Below are 14,676 nucleotides of genomic sequence, written 5' to 3'. Positions count from 1 at the left end.
ATGGGCTTTTTGCTACCTTTGGAATGAGCTGTATTTGTCACCGAATATGCACCGATTTTTAGCTATCTTAACCCTGAAATTGTAACGGAATGCGCTGTTTTAGCTCACCTTTTACTGCGCATAGGCGCTGAACCATAGCTGGTTTGGGTTGATCTAAGTAAATATCCTCATAAGCCACTACCTTAAGACCATGACGAGAGGCAAAAGCGAGCAATTCCCCTGGATTTAGCAGGAAATTGGGGTTGGATGGCTTACCAAATTCCCCATTTCCCAGGGCGAAGGTTTCGTAGATCAAAACACCACCCTTTTGCAGCATTTTGGGTAATTGGTCTAAGTGCGGTCGATAGAGGTAGTTTGTCACTACGATCGCACTGAACTCTGAACCTATCAGAGGCCAATCAGCCTGCTCAAGATTGAGATGCTTTGGAGTGATTAAAGGGTTACCAACAGAACCTACTGCTGCGACATCTTGATCAACCGCCAAGACATCATGACCCATGCTTGCCAATAACTCAGAGTGTCGCCCTGATCCGCAAGCTAAATCCAGTACCACCCCTCCCTTTGGAATGAGGGATACAAATCTCCCTACCCAAGGAGAGGCATTCAAAATGGCATCGTGCGGGCTAGGCAAGATCAAGACTCAATCGTACGCAAGGCCCATTGCTTCGCGAACCTCACGCATGGTTTCCTGGGCAACCTTGCGTGCTTTGTCGCAACCATCGGCAATGATGGAACGCAGCAAACTAGGATCATCCAAATACTTCTGCGCACGTTCAAACATCGGTTGCTGCTCAGCCAAAATTGAATCAATTACCGGTTGCTTGCACTCGAGGCATCCAATACCAGCGGATTTACAACCCTTATCAACCCATTGTTTTGTTTCCTCATTGGAGTAAACAGTATGCAGTTGCCATACCGGGCAACGTGCTGGATCTCCGGCGTCGGTTCTTCGGACGCGGGCTGGATCGGTTGGCATCGTACGAATCTTCTTAATAACATCTTCGGGATTTTCACGAATGCTGATGGTATTGCCGTAAGACTTAGACATCTTCTGACCATCGATACCAGGCATACGTGATGCCGTTGTGAGAAGTGCTTGTGGCTCAGGCAGAATAATTTTGCGGGCACCTTCTAAAAAGCCAAAGAGTCTTTCGCGATCAGCCATCGATAAACTCTGCGCTTCTTGCAGCAATGCTTTAGCTTGCTCCAACGCCTCATCATCACCACGCTCTTGAAATGCCACTCGTAATTCCGCATACATCTTGGCGCGTTTGCTGCCTAATTTTTTAACTGCCTCTAAGGCTTTTTCTTCAAAGCCGGGCTCGCGTCCGTATAAATAATTAAAGCGGCGCGCTACTTCACGAGTCATCTCTACGTGTGGCACCTGATCTTCACCAACCGGAACCAACTGTGCGCGATACATCAATATATCGGCCGCCTGTAGCAATGGATAACCCAAGAAACCATAAGTTTGGAGATCCTTTTCCTTGAGTTTCTCAATTTGATCTTTATAGGTGGGTACCCGCTCAAGCCAGCCCAGCGGGGTTCCCATGGAGAGTAATAGAAAAAGTTCGGCGTGCTCAGGTACTTTACTTTGAATGAACAAGGTCGCCTGATTTGGATCAACGCCCGTTGCCAACCAATCAATCACCATCTCCCATACTGACTGCTCAATGACATCCGGAGTCTCGTAGTGCGTAGTTAATGCATGCCAATCTGCCACAAAAAAGAAGCATGGATACTCGGACTGCAAGCGCACCCAGTTCTTTAATACACCATGGTAGTGACCCAAGTGCAAGCTACCGGTTGGTCGCATGCCAGAGAGAACGCGTTCAGCAAACATCTGTATTCTTTTTCTAAGTGGTTAAGTAATGATGGAGTTAATGAATTAATCGTTTAATGAAATGCAGACCATACTGGCGTGAGGTGATCCGGTAAGTGCGGCAAATTGCCTAAATCTATATGACTCTCGCTTGGGTCATGAAAATCGGAGCCACGCGAGGCTAAAAAGCCATATTGCTGCGCAATCTTTGCAAAGGTTTTGTATTGGTCAGGGCTATGGCTACCCGTAATCACCTCAATTGCTAGGCCACCAATATCCTTGAAGTGTTTATAGAGCTCGTCCATTTGCATGGCATTGAGTCTACTGTAGCGGCCAGGATGGGCAATCACCGCTACACCACCTGCTGATTTAATCCAGCTAACAGCGTCATCTAGGGTAGCCCACTGATGAGGTACATATCCTGGTTTACCTTCAATTAAATAATTTTTAAATACGTGCTCGGTATTGCGACATACGCCCTGCTCTACTAAGAAACGCGCAAAGTGTGTTCTTGAAATCAAATCATGATTGCCTGCAAAATGAAGTGCGCCCTCATAAGCGCCAGGTATACCTGCTTTGAGTAACTGTTCTGCCATCAGTTTGGCGCGATTACCTCGGCCATCACGAGTGCAACGAAGTCCTTCGATGATGCCAGCATGCTCAGCATCAATTCCAAGGCCAACAATATGAATCGTCTCACCCATCCAAGTGACGGAAATTTCTACACCAGCAAGGTAGTCGATCTTTAGTGCACTAGCAGCCTCTCGCGCACGTTTCTGACCGCCCAATTCATCATGATCGGTTAGTGCCCACAAATGCACTCCATTGGCTTTTGCACGCTCTGCTAACTGTTCAGGCATCAATGTGCCATCAGAAATCACTGAATGGCAATGCAAGTCGGCGTTTATTGGTGAAAAGCTGCTCATAAGCCTATTTTAGGTCAAGCTGGTATCAATTACCCGGCGCGGTGCATCTAGGTAGTCACGAGACTGCATTTCAATCAAACGGGACACGGTTCGAGAGAATTCAGCCGTAATTTGGCCCTCAGTGTATAAATCTGGGGCCGGGACCTCAGCAGACATGATTAACTTAATCTTGTGGTCATACAAGACGTCGATTAGCCAAATAAAGCGGCGGGCTTCATTTGTCATTCTTGGGGGCATATAGGGCACCCCAGACAAAATCACAGTATGAAACTGGTTAGCAATCTCTAGATAATCGTTTTGTGAGCGTGGGCCACAGCACAAAGTTTTAAAGTCGAACCAAACTACACCGTCCGCCATGTGAAGCGGTCGTAACTCACGGTTCTCAATATTGAGAACTGGATTACGCGCTTCTTTTTGATTGCCAATTAAGGTTTGAAACATTTGACCGAGCGTTGCTTGCGTCTCCGCATTGGCCGGAGTGAGATAGGCCTCGACTTGCGCCATTTGAACCCGGCGGTAATCATTGCCTGCATCTACATTCAAGACATCAAGCTTTTCTTCCAACAACTTAATTGCAGGAATCAATCGATCTCGATGTAAACCATTCGGATAAAGCTGATCTGGACGATAGTTTGATGTCATCACAAACTGCACGCGATCGACAAAGAGTGCGCTTAGTAAGCGATAGAGAATCATCGCATCAGCGATGTCGTTGATGTGAAACTCATCAAAGCAAATAAGACGATAGCGATTTGAAATACGCTTAGCCAGCTCGTCCAGCGGATCTGATAAACCCGATAACTCATGGAGTTCGCGATGGACTTCACGCATGAACTCATGAAAATGAATGCGGATTTTCTTTTCTAATGGTGAGGCCGCATAAAAGCAATCCATTAAGAAAGATTTGCCACGACCTACCCCGCCCCATAAGTAAATGCCACGAGGGAGCGTTGGTTTAAATATCTTTTTCTTTAAGGTATTGCTACGGATTTCTTTATAAGCAATCCATTGATCTTCGCATTCCTGAAGACGCTCTACAGCGCGAAGCTGCGCGGGATCACTCTGATACCCGCGCGTCTTTAACTCTTGTTGGTAAAACTCAATGGTTTTCAATTACATATTTAATGCACGTGAATCTGTCGCCAACGCTGCTTCGCGCATCACTTCAGACAAACTTGGATGTGCATGACAGATACGAGCAATATCTTCTGCTGCTGCTTTGAATTCCATTGCAACCGCTGCTTCAGCAATCAAGTCTGAAGCATTGGCGCCAATAATATGTACGCCAAGAATTTCATCAGTCTTGGCATCAGCTAAGACCTTAATGAAACCATCAGCGCGACCCATGCCTAATGCACGGCCATTAGCAGCAAAAGGGAACTGACCTACTTTATAAGCAATGCCTGCGTCTTTGAGTGCTTGTTCAGTTTTACCAACCCAAGCAATTTCAGGATCGGTATAGATCACCCAAGGAATGCAGTTGTAATCGATATGGGGTTTTTGGCCAGCAATCACTTCAGCAACCAAGACACCTTCATCTTCTGCTTTGTGTGCCAACATAGGGCCGCGTACTACATCACCAACCGCGTAAACGCCAGGCGCTGCAGTAGCACAAGTGTGATCATCAATTGGAATGAAGCCACGCTCATCCACTTTAAGGCCAATCTTATCTAAACCCAATTTGTCCGTGTTAGGTACACGACCAACTGAAACAATTAAGCGCTCACATTCCAACTTAGCAGCCTTACCAGCGCTATCGGTGTAATTAACCACTACACCCTTCTTGTCGGCTTTAACATCACCAATCTTCACGCCAGTATGAATATCTAAGCCTTGCTTAGCAAAAAGCTTTTGAGCTTCTTTAGCAATACCGATATCACAAGCGCCTAAGAATGAAGGCATAGCTTCGAGCACAGTCACTTCAGCACCGAGACGGCGCCATACGGAGCCCAACTCTAAGCCGATCACACCTGCACCAATAACGCCTAATTTCTTAGGGGCGGAGTCAAACTTGAGCGCACCTTCGTTATCGCAAATCAAGACGTTATCTACAGCGATACTAGGGAGGTGACGCGCTTTAGAGCCGGTAGCAATGATTACATTCTTTGCAGTAACCGTTTCTTTGTCTTTGCCGTCAATCTTTACTTGATAACCATCGGCATTCTTACCTTCGAATGAAGCATGGCCTTTTAACAAAGTGATTTTGTTTTTCCGGAACAGGTACTGAATGCCACCAGTCATTTTCGTAACGATGTCATCCTTACGAGCGATCATCTTTTTAGAGTCGATGCTTACAGCACCCACTTTAATGCCATGATCTGCAGCATGATGGCTGATCTTTTCGAATTCTTCGGAAGATGCCAATAATGCCTTAGACGGAATACAACCCACGTTTAAGCAGGTACCGCCCAAACGTGTCTCACCTTTTGGATCATCATAGGAACTCGATTCAGCACAGGCAACCTTAAAACCCAGTTGCGCTGCACGAATTGCGGCGATGTAGCCACCAGGGCCAGCACCAATTACTACTACGTCAAAAGCTTGGCTCATGATCTTCCCTTCTTACAAATCAAGGAGAAGACGTGAAGGATCTTCTAAAGCATCCTTCATGGCAACTAAACCAAGCACAGCCTCACGACCGTCAATAATGCGGTGGTCGTATGACAAAGCAAGATAGTTGATTGGACGAACAACTACTTGGCCGTTTTCAACAACAGCACGATCTTTAGTTGCATGAATACCCAAAATAGCGGATTGCGGTGGGTTGATAATCGGAGTAGACAACATCGATCCGAATACGCCGCCGTTAGAAATGGAGAAAGTACCGCCAGTCAACTCTTCAATCGACAATTTTCCATCGCGAGCCTTGGCACCGAATTCAGCAATTTTCTTCTCAATGTCAGCCAAATTCATTTGGTCAACGTCACGCAAAATCGGAACCACCAAGCCACGTGGTGAGCTTACTGCAATACCGATATCAAAGTAACCGTGGTAAACGATGTCATTGCCATCAACCGAAGCATTCAAGAGTGGGAATTTCTTCAAAGCATGTGTAGCTGCTTTAACGAAGAAAGACATGAAGCCCAACTTCACGCCATGGACTTTTTCAAATTGATCTTTGTACTTATTACGCATAGCGATTACTGGAGCCATGTTGACTTCATTGAATGTAGTCAAGATGGCGTTGTTAGCTTGGGACTCAAGTAAACGCTCAGCAATACGAGCACGCAAACGGCTCATTGGTACACGCTCTTCTGGGCGATCACCCATTGGAACTGGCGCGCTTGGCAATGCAGCAGATTTAGTGCCGACTGCAGAAGCATTCAATGCATCACCCTTGGTAATACGGCCATCACGTCCTGAACCAGCAACTTGACCAGCGTCGACACCCTTCTCTGCAAGAATTTTCGCGGCTGAAGGAGCTGCTGCTGCGCCAGCTTTAGCGGCAGGAGCGGCGGCTGCTTTTGCTGGGGCTGCTGCAGGAGCAGCAGCTGGTGCGGGCGCGGCAGCGGCAACAGCAGTGCTATCAATCTTTGCAATCAATTGCTCAGCAATAACGGTACCACCGTCAGCAACAACGATTTCTGTCAAAACACCAGCGGAAGGCGCTGGAACTTCGAGAACAACTTTGTCTGTTTCGATTTCGATCAAGATCTCGTCTTGACCAACAGCGTCACCAACCTTCTTTTTCCATTGCAACAAAGTTGCTTCAGCAACTGACTCTGAGAGTTGTGGAACTTTAACTTCGAAAATAGCCATGATTAATCCTGTTTATATGTATGTGTGTATATTGAATTATGAAGACGATTATTTCGTGATCACGTAACCTTTGAGTTTGGCAAATGCCACATTCAGTAGAGACTTCTGCTGTTCTTGGTGGAGATGGGCATAACCACAAGCTGGTGATGCTGATGCAGGACGGCCTGCATATCCCAACTTCATACCATCAGACATATTTTCCAAGATGTTGTGCTGGACAAAGAACCAAGCGCCTTGATTTTGTGGCTCGTCCTGACACCATACAACCTCTTCTAGCTTTGGATACTTCTTCAACTCAGCAGTCAATGCTTTGTGCGGGAATGGATATAACTGCTCTAAGCGAATGATCGCTACATCAGCAATCTTCTTCTCAGCGCGCTGCTTAACCAAGTCGTAATAGACCTTGCCAGAACACATGACTAATCGAGTAACCTGCTTCGCATCAATAGAATCATCACGTTCACCAATGATGGTCTGGAAGCCGCCTTTAGTAAATTCAGATAAAGGGGATGCGGCTTCTTTGTTACGCAACAATGATTTAGGAGTCATCAAGATCAGCGGCTTGCGGAACTGACGAATCATTTGACGACGCAACACGTGGAAGATCTGCGCCGCAGTAGTCGGCTGAATCACTTGCATATTAGTATCTGCACATAACTGCATAAAACGTTCAAGACGTGCAGAAGAATGCTCTGGACCTTGACCTTCGTAACCATGCGGCAACATCATGACCAAACCGTTCGCACGACCCCACTTCACCTCACCAGAGGCGATGAACTGGTCAATCACCACTTGAGCGCCGTTAGCGAAGTCGCCGAACTGGGCCTCCCAAATCGTTAAGGTGTTTGGTTCTGCAGCGGCATAGCCGTATTCAAAACCCAGCACAGCCTCTTCAGAAAGAATCGAGTCAATTACCACAAACGGTGCTTGATCTTTAGTGACATGCTGAAGAGCGACATAAGTACCGGTATCCCATTTCTCACGGTTTTGCTCATGCAACACCGCATGACGGTGGGTAAAGGTTCCACGTCCGCTATCTTCGCCAGATAAACGCACTGGGTAGCCGCTAGCAACTAGGGATGCGAAAGCCATATGCTCGCCCATACCCCAATCCACATTCACCTCACCACGACCCATGGCAGCACGGTCGTTATAGACCTTAGCAACCAATGGATGAGCCTTGAAACCTTCGGGAATAGTAGAAATCTTCTCAGCCAAGCGCTTCCACTCTGTTAATGGAATCGCTGTATCGGCTTCATCGGTCCACTTCTTATTCAAGAACGGAGACCAATCAACTGCAAACTTGCCTTTGAAGTTGCTTAACACTGGATCGGAGGTTTGCTTACCTTCGTCCATTGCGGCGCGGTACTCTTTGACCATGAGGTCACCAGTACCGGCAGGCAATGCGCCTTGAGTTTCTAATTTATCAGCATACAGCTTGCGTGTGCCAGGATGTGCGGCAATGATTTTGTACATCAAGGGCTGTGTCATTGCAGGCGTATCTTGCTCGTTGTGACCTAATTTACGGAAGCAGATGATGTCAACCGCAACGTCCTTATGGAACTTCATGCGGAACTCAACAGCTAACTTAGTCGCCAACACTACAGCTTCAGGATCGTCGCCATTCACGTGCAATACCGGAGCATCCACAATCTTCATGATGTCCGTGCAATACAAGCTTGAACGCAAGTCACGTGGATCTGAGGTCGTGAAACCAATTTGGTTATTAATCACAATGTGCATTGTGCCGCCAGTGGAATAACCGCGAACTTCTGACATTGCTAATGTTTCTTGCATCACGCCCTGACCTGCAATCGCAGCATCACCGTGAACCAACACTGGCATCACTTGCATACCCAACATATCGCCGCGACGCTCCATACGAGCACGTGCAGAACCCTCAACTACTGGGTTAACGATCTCTAAATGGGATGGGTTAAATGCCAATGACAAGTGAACCGGACCGCCAGGAGTAGAAATATCGCTTGAGAAACCTTGGTGATATTTAACGTCACCCGCAGGCAATGTTTCCGGTCCCTTGTGCTCAAACTCAGCAAACAAGTCCTTAGGCATTTTGCCCAAGGTGTTGACCAATACATTGAGACGACCACGGTGAGCCATACCAATCACGATTTCCTGAATACCTTTATTACCTGAGTCACGGACCAACTCATCCATACAGGCAATAAAGCTTTCGCCACCCTCAAGGGAGAAGCGCTTTTGACCAACATATTTAGCTTGGAGGTAACGCTCTAAGCCTTCAGCAGCAGTTACGCGATCCAAGATTTGACGCTTCTCATCCACATTAAATTGTGGGGTTGAGCGAATAGACTCTAATTTTTCTTGCCACCACTTCTTAATCTTCTGGTCGGCAATAAACATAAACTCGACACCGATCGTGCCGCAATATGTCTCGCGCAATGCTTGGAGCAAATCGCGCAAGGACATTTCGTTTCTACCGAAGAATGTATTACTTGTATTGAAGACGATATCCATATCGCCATCAGTAAAGCCATAGAAAGCGGGATCTAACTCAGGAATATCCTGGCGCTCTGTCCGCTTTAATGGATCTAAGTTTGCCCAGCGATTGCCGACGTTACGATACGCGGCAATTAACTGCTGAACAGCAACGCGTTTGCGGCCCATCTCTGAGTCAGCCGAATCAGAAATCGTTCTGATTGGACCTTGCTTAGCGCGCTCAGCAAATGAAGCAACAATAGGTGCATGGGCAATGTCAGTTCGAGATGAACCGTCAACCGCAGGAACCTGTTTCACGTTATCAAAATAATCTCGCCAATGATCAGCTACCGAAGCTGGATCGTGCAAGTAGGATTCGTAGAGTTCCTCTACGTAGGGTGCGTTTCCGCCGAAGAGATAGGAGTTATCTCTTTGATCCTGCATCATGATGCTCACCTTTCATCGGGTTTCCCGAATAAAAACTGTGGTTAAAACCATTCGTTACACGGCTCTACCGTTTAGCGAATTGATCTGTGCGAATACTGGTGCTACAGGTGTAATTTAACACGAATGACCATTGATACATAAAGGGCTTTCCCTGATTTCAAGGAATTTTGGGGTATCTCCCTATAAATGAGAATTAATAAGAACTTTCCTACCCCGCTTTAAAGGTTTACCGACAGATTCAAATGAATTTGATTTTTATTCTCTAAATCTTCAAACAATTAAATGAAATTAAGGGAAATATGAAATTAATTACCCCAGAAACGGAATATCTCAGTACTCGCCAAAGCGCCAAGGTTTTACAGGTTTCCCTAGGCACCGTTCAGAAAATGGTGGAATTAGGCGAACTCATTGCTTGGAAAACCCGTGGCGGCCATAGACGAATATTGGCCAGCTCTTTAGAACAGCAATTACAACGGAGAAAAAGGGCTATGCGTCAAAAGACCACGCAAAACTGCGTAGCCATGGGGATATTTAGAAGGTCTGAGAATGGCCAAGAATTATTAGAGTCCATTGCTGACTGGCAGCTAAAAGTAGACATGGAAATGGCAGTAGACAGCCTAGAGGGTTTAATGAAGGCTGTTTCCATTGCCCCCGATTTGATCTTTTTAGATGCTCTTATTCCACCTGTAGAGCAAGTCCATTTAATCCATTATTTGAGCAAAAACAAGGACACACAGCGTATACCTATTCTAGTAGATGAAGGTTTTATCAAACTGCACCCTGGTGTGGTTGCACTGGCAGACGAGAACTCTGGCGGTAAGCATCCTTTGAGCGAAAGCATCAAACAGGAGCTTGAAAACGGCTTAATTGACCTCAATCCACTCATTATTGGCTACCCCGCAACCAATCCAGAGGCTGAGGCAAACTGGCCTCATGGTAGTCGGCATGAGTTACTAGAACCCCTATTTGTAGAAGCTTTGGCTAGGAAGTGCGCTTAGAGGGCAATTCAGATTAAGAAAGGAGCACAAGAAAAGGCCGCTATCAGCGGCCTTTAGTGATAAAAATTAATAAAAACAAGCACCTAGATCAAATAGCTACTACGATCTCTGCCTTCAATCCACTTTGGCGCCTTACCTCTACCAGTCCAGGTTTCGCCTGTTGAAGGATTACGGTATTTAGGAGCCACTTTACCGCCAGCGCTCTTTACGCCGGCTTTACGGCTAAATAGATCGGATGCAGTTAAGCCATATTGCTCAATAATGACTTTGGCCTTGGCAATGCCATCAGCCTTTTCAAGGGCAATTGCTTCTTTAATCTGTTTATCCAACTGCTCGCGTTGGGCTAAAAGCTCTTTATAAGAAGACATATTCTTTTCACTCTCCGAATAATAGGTTGTTTTATAGGGCTTATATAAGCCATATTAGATGATGATTATATATACATTAATCAATCAGGCAATATATATTATTCGGAATAATTAACTATACTTATTAGGGCTATATCAGCTCAGGTTAATAAAAGACATAATCTTTATAAATATTATATTTAACTAAACTGTTTTTGATTCTCTGAGCATAAATGTACCGCTGGATTTGGCGGTTATCTCCCCCGCTTCATTCAAAACCACGGCTTCGCAGTAGTTAATTGTCTTTCCTGGCTTGAGGATAGTGCCCTCCACTACTATCTTGCCGGTGCTGGGACGCAGGAAGCTGACAGACATATCAATTGTCATAGCCCCCAAGGGAACCTCGGAAATGCTCCTAGCTGCTGCCCCCATTGCAAAATCCAGGAGTGTCATGATGACGCCGCCATGGGCAATACCAAAGCTGTTCTCATACTCAGGCTTAAGGTCAAGACTAATACGGGACTTACCCTCTTTCGCATACTCAGGAACTACGCCCAAATGCGCCAAAAAAGGAATTTTGAGACCAAAGTATTCAACGGGTTTTGTATCGCTTGTCATGGAGATGGTACTTTGAGATAGTGGGATTAGTTTGAATGGTCGGGGCGAGAGGATTTGAACCTCCGACCACATGCACCCCATGCATGTACGCTACCAGGCTGCGCTACGCCCCGACGAAAGCAAAATTGTAGCAGTAACTATTTAGAGAGAATCTGCAGAACCGCTTGCAATTCTTCACGCAGACGGAGATCGCCACGAGCCTCTTCAAGGCGATTACGAGCACCGCTAATCGTGAAGCCCTCTTCATAGAGGAGAGAGCGAATCTTTCTGATCAAGACCACTTCATGATGCTGGTAGTAGCGACGGTTACCGCGGCGCTTTTGTGGGCTGAGTTGAGCAAACTCCTGCTCCCAATAACGCAGTACGTGTGAGCGCACACCACAAAGATCAGCAACTTCACCAATGGTGAAATAGCGCTTTGCTGGTATCGGGGGAAGTTGAGAGCTCAGCAGCGCTGAGCTTGCATCAAACTCGGTTTTCTCGAGCATGTGACTCCACTACATCTTTAAGCTTTTGACTTGCGTGAAATGTAACTACGCGTCTAGCTGCAATCGGAATCATTTGACCTGTCTTTGGATTTCGGCCAGGACGAGCCGACTTATTGCGCAACTGGAAATTACCAAAACCGGAAATCTTAACTTCTACGCCCGCTTCAAGGGATTGGCCAACACGATCAAAAAAGGCATCGATCATATCTTTTGCTTCGCGCTTATTTAGTCCAACTTGATCAAAAAGGGCTTCGGATAGCTCATTCTTGGTAACGGTGTCGTTAGAAATCAATTCAGTCATTGCTTGTCTCTTTGGTAACTAATTAATTATTTGATTTATGCCTAATATTAAACCTAGCGCAAACGGGCCGCGCACTTTTTCTCTACTGCGCCCAATAAAGTAGCCATTACTGCATCAATTTGGGGATCCTGCAATGTCTCATTAGGGTTTAAGAGGGTTACTCGAAAAGCCAAGCTCTTCTCATCATCTGCCATGCTGCTTGATCCAGCCTTAGGCTTGAATTCATCAAAGAGTTCAATATTGCGCACAAAATTTTGCTTGCTAGCAGCCATAACATCTAACAGGGACTGCGCAGAAACGCTTTGCTTCACAACCAAGGCCAAATCACGTTGCACTGCAGGGAATTTACTCAACTCTTCAGGCACTGGTAAGCCAAGCTCACGAATAGGATCTAAGTCTAATTCAAATAACACCGGCGCTTGTGGCAACTCATACGCTTGTTGCAAACCAGGATGAAGCTCTCCGATGAATCCTACTTCAATGCGATTCTTGGCTGTAGTCAAGAATATCTTCGCACTGCGACCCGGATGTAATGCTGGGTGCTGTGCAGCTTCAGTGACAAAATGCAGGGGATCTAAAACACGTTCCAGGTCACCCTTCACATCAAAGAAATCAACCGCACGGGTTGCATTAGCCCATTGCTCTGGAACAAAAGATCCATAAGCTAGGCCACCAATTTTCTGGGGCTGATGAAACCCGGCCACTTTGCCAGCTTCTTCTTGAGCATTCGCGTCACGCTTAAATACACGGCCAGTCTCAAACAGGCGTACACGCCCTGCTCCACGGTTCAAATTCGCCTTGAGGTTATTTAACAAACCACCCCAAAGCGTGCTGCGCATCACACCGTATTGACTAGCAATAGGATTTAGCACTTCAATGATGTCCTTTTCAGTGGCGCCAGTTAAACGCTTTTCACTTTCGAGATCTGTGAAACCAAAATTTACCGCCTCTTGATAACCTTGGAGAGCCAAACGCTGGCGCAATAAATGCACACCGCGTTTTGCTTCTGCTTTAGCACTCATCTTCAATGAGGCTACTGGCGGTTGATCCGGAATATTTTCAAAGCCGTACATACGTGCGACTTCTTCAATTAAATCTTCTTCGATCTCAATATCGAAACGATAGCTTGGGGGTGTGACGACAAAAGTATCACCCTCTTGCTTAAACTCAAAACCAAGGCGCTGAAATACATCAGCAACCACCTCATTTGTTAGTGGAATACCAATGACTTTTTCTGCTCTAGCCAAACGCATTTTGACTGGATTACGTTCAGGCACATTTAAAACTTGATCATCCACTGGACCAGCTTGGCCACCGCAGACCTCAATAATTAAGGCGCTGAGATACTCTAGACATTTAACCGTATTTTGTGGATCTACACCACGCTCAAAGCGATGAGCTGCATCAGTGCTGAAGTTAAAACGACGGGCACGTCCCTGAATGGCTGATGGCAACCAATAAGCAGCCTCAACATAAATATTCTTGGTTTCATCGGATACGGCGCAATGATTGCCGCCCATGATGCCAGCCAACGCTACTGGACCGGATTGATCAGCAACTACACCAGCATCTTGTAATTTGCCTGCTGAGTCAGGACCCTGCAAAGTCACATTCTGACCATTTAGTAATTCGAGAGTTTCACCTGCTTTAGCCCAACGAACAGTAATATCGCCATTCAATTTATCAATGTCAAATACGTGGGTAGGTTGACCCATCTCTAGCATGACGTAGTTAGAGAGATCCACTAATGCGGAAATACTTCTTTGACCTGCGCGAGATAAACGCTGCACAATCCACTCGGGCGTTTTAGCCTGCGGATTAACACCACGAATCACGCGACCAGCAAAACGTCCGCAGAGTTCTCCATCTTCCACAGTAACTTTGCGCTTGTCGTCAATCGATACTACTGGTGGCGTCCACTTCGGCGCGCAGAGCGCAGCGCCAGTAATCGCGGAAACTTCTCTTGCCATACCCATCAAAGAGAGGCAATCGGCTTTATTTGGAGTTAATTTAATAACAAAGATTTGATCATCAAGATCCAGATATTCACGAATATCTTTTCCAACTGGCGCATCGGCTGGCAACTCTAAGATGCCTTCGTGATCATCGCCGAGACCAATCTCACGGCCAGAGCACAACATGCCTTGGCTTTCAACACCGCGTAGCTTACCTACTTTGATCATGAATGGCTTGCCACCGGCTTCAGCGGGAGGCAATTCCGCGCCAACCATAGCGCACGGAATTTTGATCCCGGCACGCGCATTAGGCGCACCACAAACAATTTGTAACTCTTGGCCAGTACCGGCGTCTACTTTACAAACACGTAAACGGTCTGCATCAGGATGTTGCTCAGCAGACAATATCTGCGCAATCACGATCTTAGTAAATGCAGGCGCTACTGAATGTTGCTCTTCAACTTCTAAACCAGCCATTGTCATTGCATGACCAAGCGCATCACTATCAAGCGATGGGTTTACATACTGACGAAGCCAAGATTCAGAAAATTGCATAGC

13 protein-coding genes and 1 tRNA gene are annotated in these 14,676 nt (G+C 46.3%); 1 reads left to right on the top strand and 13 read right to left on the bottom strand.

The window, feature by feature from the left end:
• Window positions 1-67 precede the first annotated feature (67 nt).
• From VC182_RS03075 to VC182_RS03045, 7 genes are read right to left on the bottom strand one after another with little or no spacing between them, the layout of a single operon-like run.
• Complete coding sequence (locus tag VC182_RS03075) at window positions 68-631, bottom strand: SAM-dependent methyltransferase (protein ID WP_323484456.1); 564 nt, start codon at window positions 629-631, stop codon at window positions 68-70.
• Window positions 632-640: 9 nt separating this feature from the next.
• Window positions 641-1,843, bottom strand: coding sequence for a tryptophan--tRNA ligase (locus VC182_RS03070; protein ID WP_072582293.1), 1,203 nt, complete (start codon window positions 1,841-1,843; stop codon window positions 641-643).
• A gap of 53 nt (window positions 1,844-1,896) precedes the next feature.
• Window positions 1,897-2,748 (bottom strand): 3',5'-nucleoside bisphosphate phosphatase, encoded by an 852-nt coding sequence (locus tag VC182_RS03065; protein WP_323484455.1) that lies wholly within the window; start codon window positions 2,746-2,748, stop codon window positions 1,897-1,899.
• 9 nt (window positions 2,749-2,757) lie between these two features.
• On the bottom strand, window positions 2,758-3,861 hold the full coding sequence (gene zapE / locus VC182_RS03060) for a cell division protein ZapE (protein WP_323484454.1): 1,104 nt from the start codon (window positions 3,859-3,861) through the stop codon (window positions 2,758-2,760).
• Window positions 3,862-5,298 (bottom strand): dihydrolipoyl dehydrogenase, encoded by a 1,437-nt coding sequence (gene lpdA, locus VC182_RS03055; protein ID WP_323484453.1) that lies wholly within the window; start codon window positions 5,296-5,298, stop codon window positions 3,862-3,864.
• A gap of 12 nt (window positions 5,299-5,310) precedes the next feature.
• Entirely contained in the window at window positions 5,311-6,507 is a 1,197-nt protein-coding gene (odhB, locus tag VC182_RS03050) for a 2-oxoglutarate dehydrogenase complex dihydrolipoyllysine-residue succinyltransferase (RefSeq protein WP_216122255.1), read from the bottom strand.
• A 48-nt stretch (window positions 6,508-6,555) separates the two neighbouring features.
• Complete coding sequence (locus tag VC182_RS03045; RefSeq protein ID WP_323484452.1) at window positions 6,556-9,411, bottom strand: 2-oxoglutarate dehydrogenase E1 component; 2,856 nt, start codon at window positions 9,409-9,411, stop codon at window positions 6,556-6,558.
• Window positions 9,412-9,710: 299 nt separating this feature from the next.
• Here VC182_RS03045 and VC182_RS03040 point away from each other — a divergent pair, with 299 nt between their 5' ends.
• Window positions 9,711-10,409 carry an excisionase family DNA-binding protein gene (locus VC182_RS03040; RefSeq protein WP_072582287.1) on the top strand — a complete coding sequence of 233 codons (699 nt, stop codon included), beginning with the start codon at window positions 9,711-9,713 and terminating at the stop codon, window positions 10,407-10,409.
• An 83-nt stretch (window positions 10,410-10,492) separates the two neighbouring features.
• On the opposite strand, the gene VC182_RS03035 is transcribed toward VC182_RS03040, so the two are convergent.
• The 6 genes from VC182_RS03035 to pheT all read right to left on the bottom strand — a co-directional run bounded on the left by VC182_RS03035 (window position 10,493) and on the right by pheT (window position 14,673).
• Window positions 10,493-10,777, bottom strand: a complete 285-nt coding sequence (locus tag VC182_RS03035) for an H-NS family nucleoid-associated regulatory protein (protein WP_072582286.1) — start codon at window positions 10,775-10,777, stop codon at window positions 10,493-10,495.
• Between the two features lie 183 nt (window positions 10,778-10,960).
• Complete coding sequence (locus VC182_RS03030) at window positions 10,961-11,374, bottom strand: PaaI family thioesterase (protein ID WP_215360061.1); 414 nt, start codon at window positions 11,372-11,374, stop codon at window positions 10,961-10,963.
• A 36-nt stretch (window positions 11,375-11,410) separates the two neighbouring features.
• Window positions 11,411-11,487 (bottom strand) — tRNA-Pro (locus VC182_RS03025).
• Between the two features lie 24 nt (window positions 11,488-11,511).
• The gene (locus tag VC182_RS03020) at window positions 11,512-11,862 is read right to left on the bottom strand and encodes a MerR family transcriptional regulator (RefSeq protein ID WP_072582284.1); all 351 of its coding nucleotides are present in this window, start codon (window positions 11,860-11,862) and stop codon (window positions 11,512-11,514) included.
• Window positions 11,840-12,163 carry an integration host factor subunit alpha gene (locus tag VC182_RS03015; RefSeq protein ID WP_072582283.1) on the bottom strand — a complete coding sequence of 108 codons (324 nt, stop codon included), beginning with the start codon at window positions 12,161-12,163 and terminating at the stop codon, window positions 11,840-11,842. The genes VC182_RS03020 and VC182_RS03015 overlap by 23 nt, the downstream gene beginning before the upstream one ends.
• Window positions 12,164-12,216: 53 nt before the next feature.
• On the bottom strand, window positions 12,217-14,673 hold the full coding sequence (pheT, locus tag VC182_RS03010) for a phenylalanine--tRNA ligase subunit beta (protein WP_323484451.1): 2,457 nt from the start codon (window positions 14,671-14,673) through the stop codon (window positions 12,217-12,219).
• Window positions 14,674-14,676: the final 3 nt, after the last annotated feature.

This window comes from Polynucleobacter sp. AP-Nickl1-40-C4 (assembly GCF_035012665.1).
In the GTDB taxonomy this organism is placed as follows: domain Bacteria; phylum Pseudomonadota; class Gammaproteobacteria; order Burkholderiales; family Burkholderiaceae; genus Polynucleobacter.
Note: the sequence above shows the minus strand (reverse complement) of the source record. Positions and strands in the feature narration are given on the sequence as shown.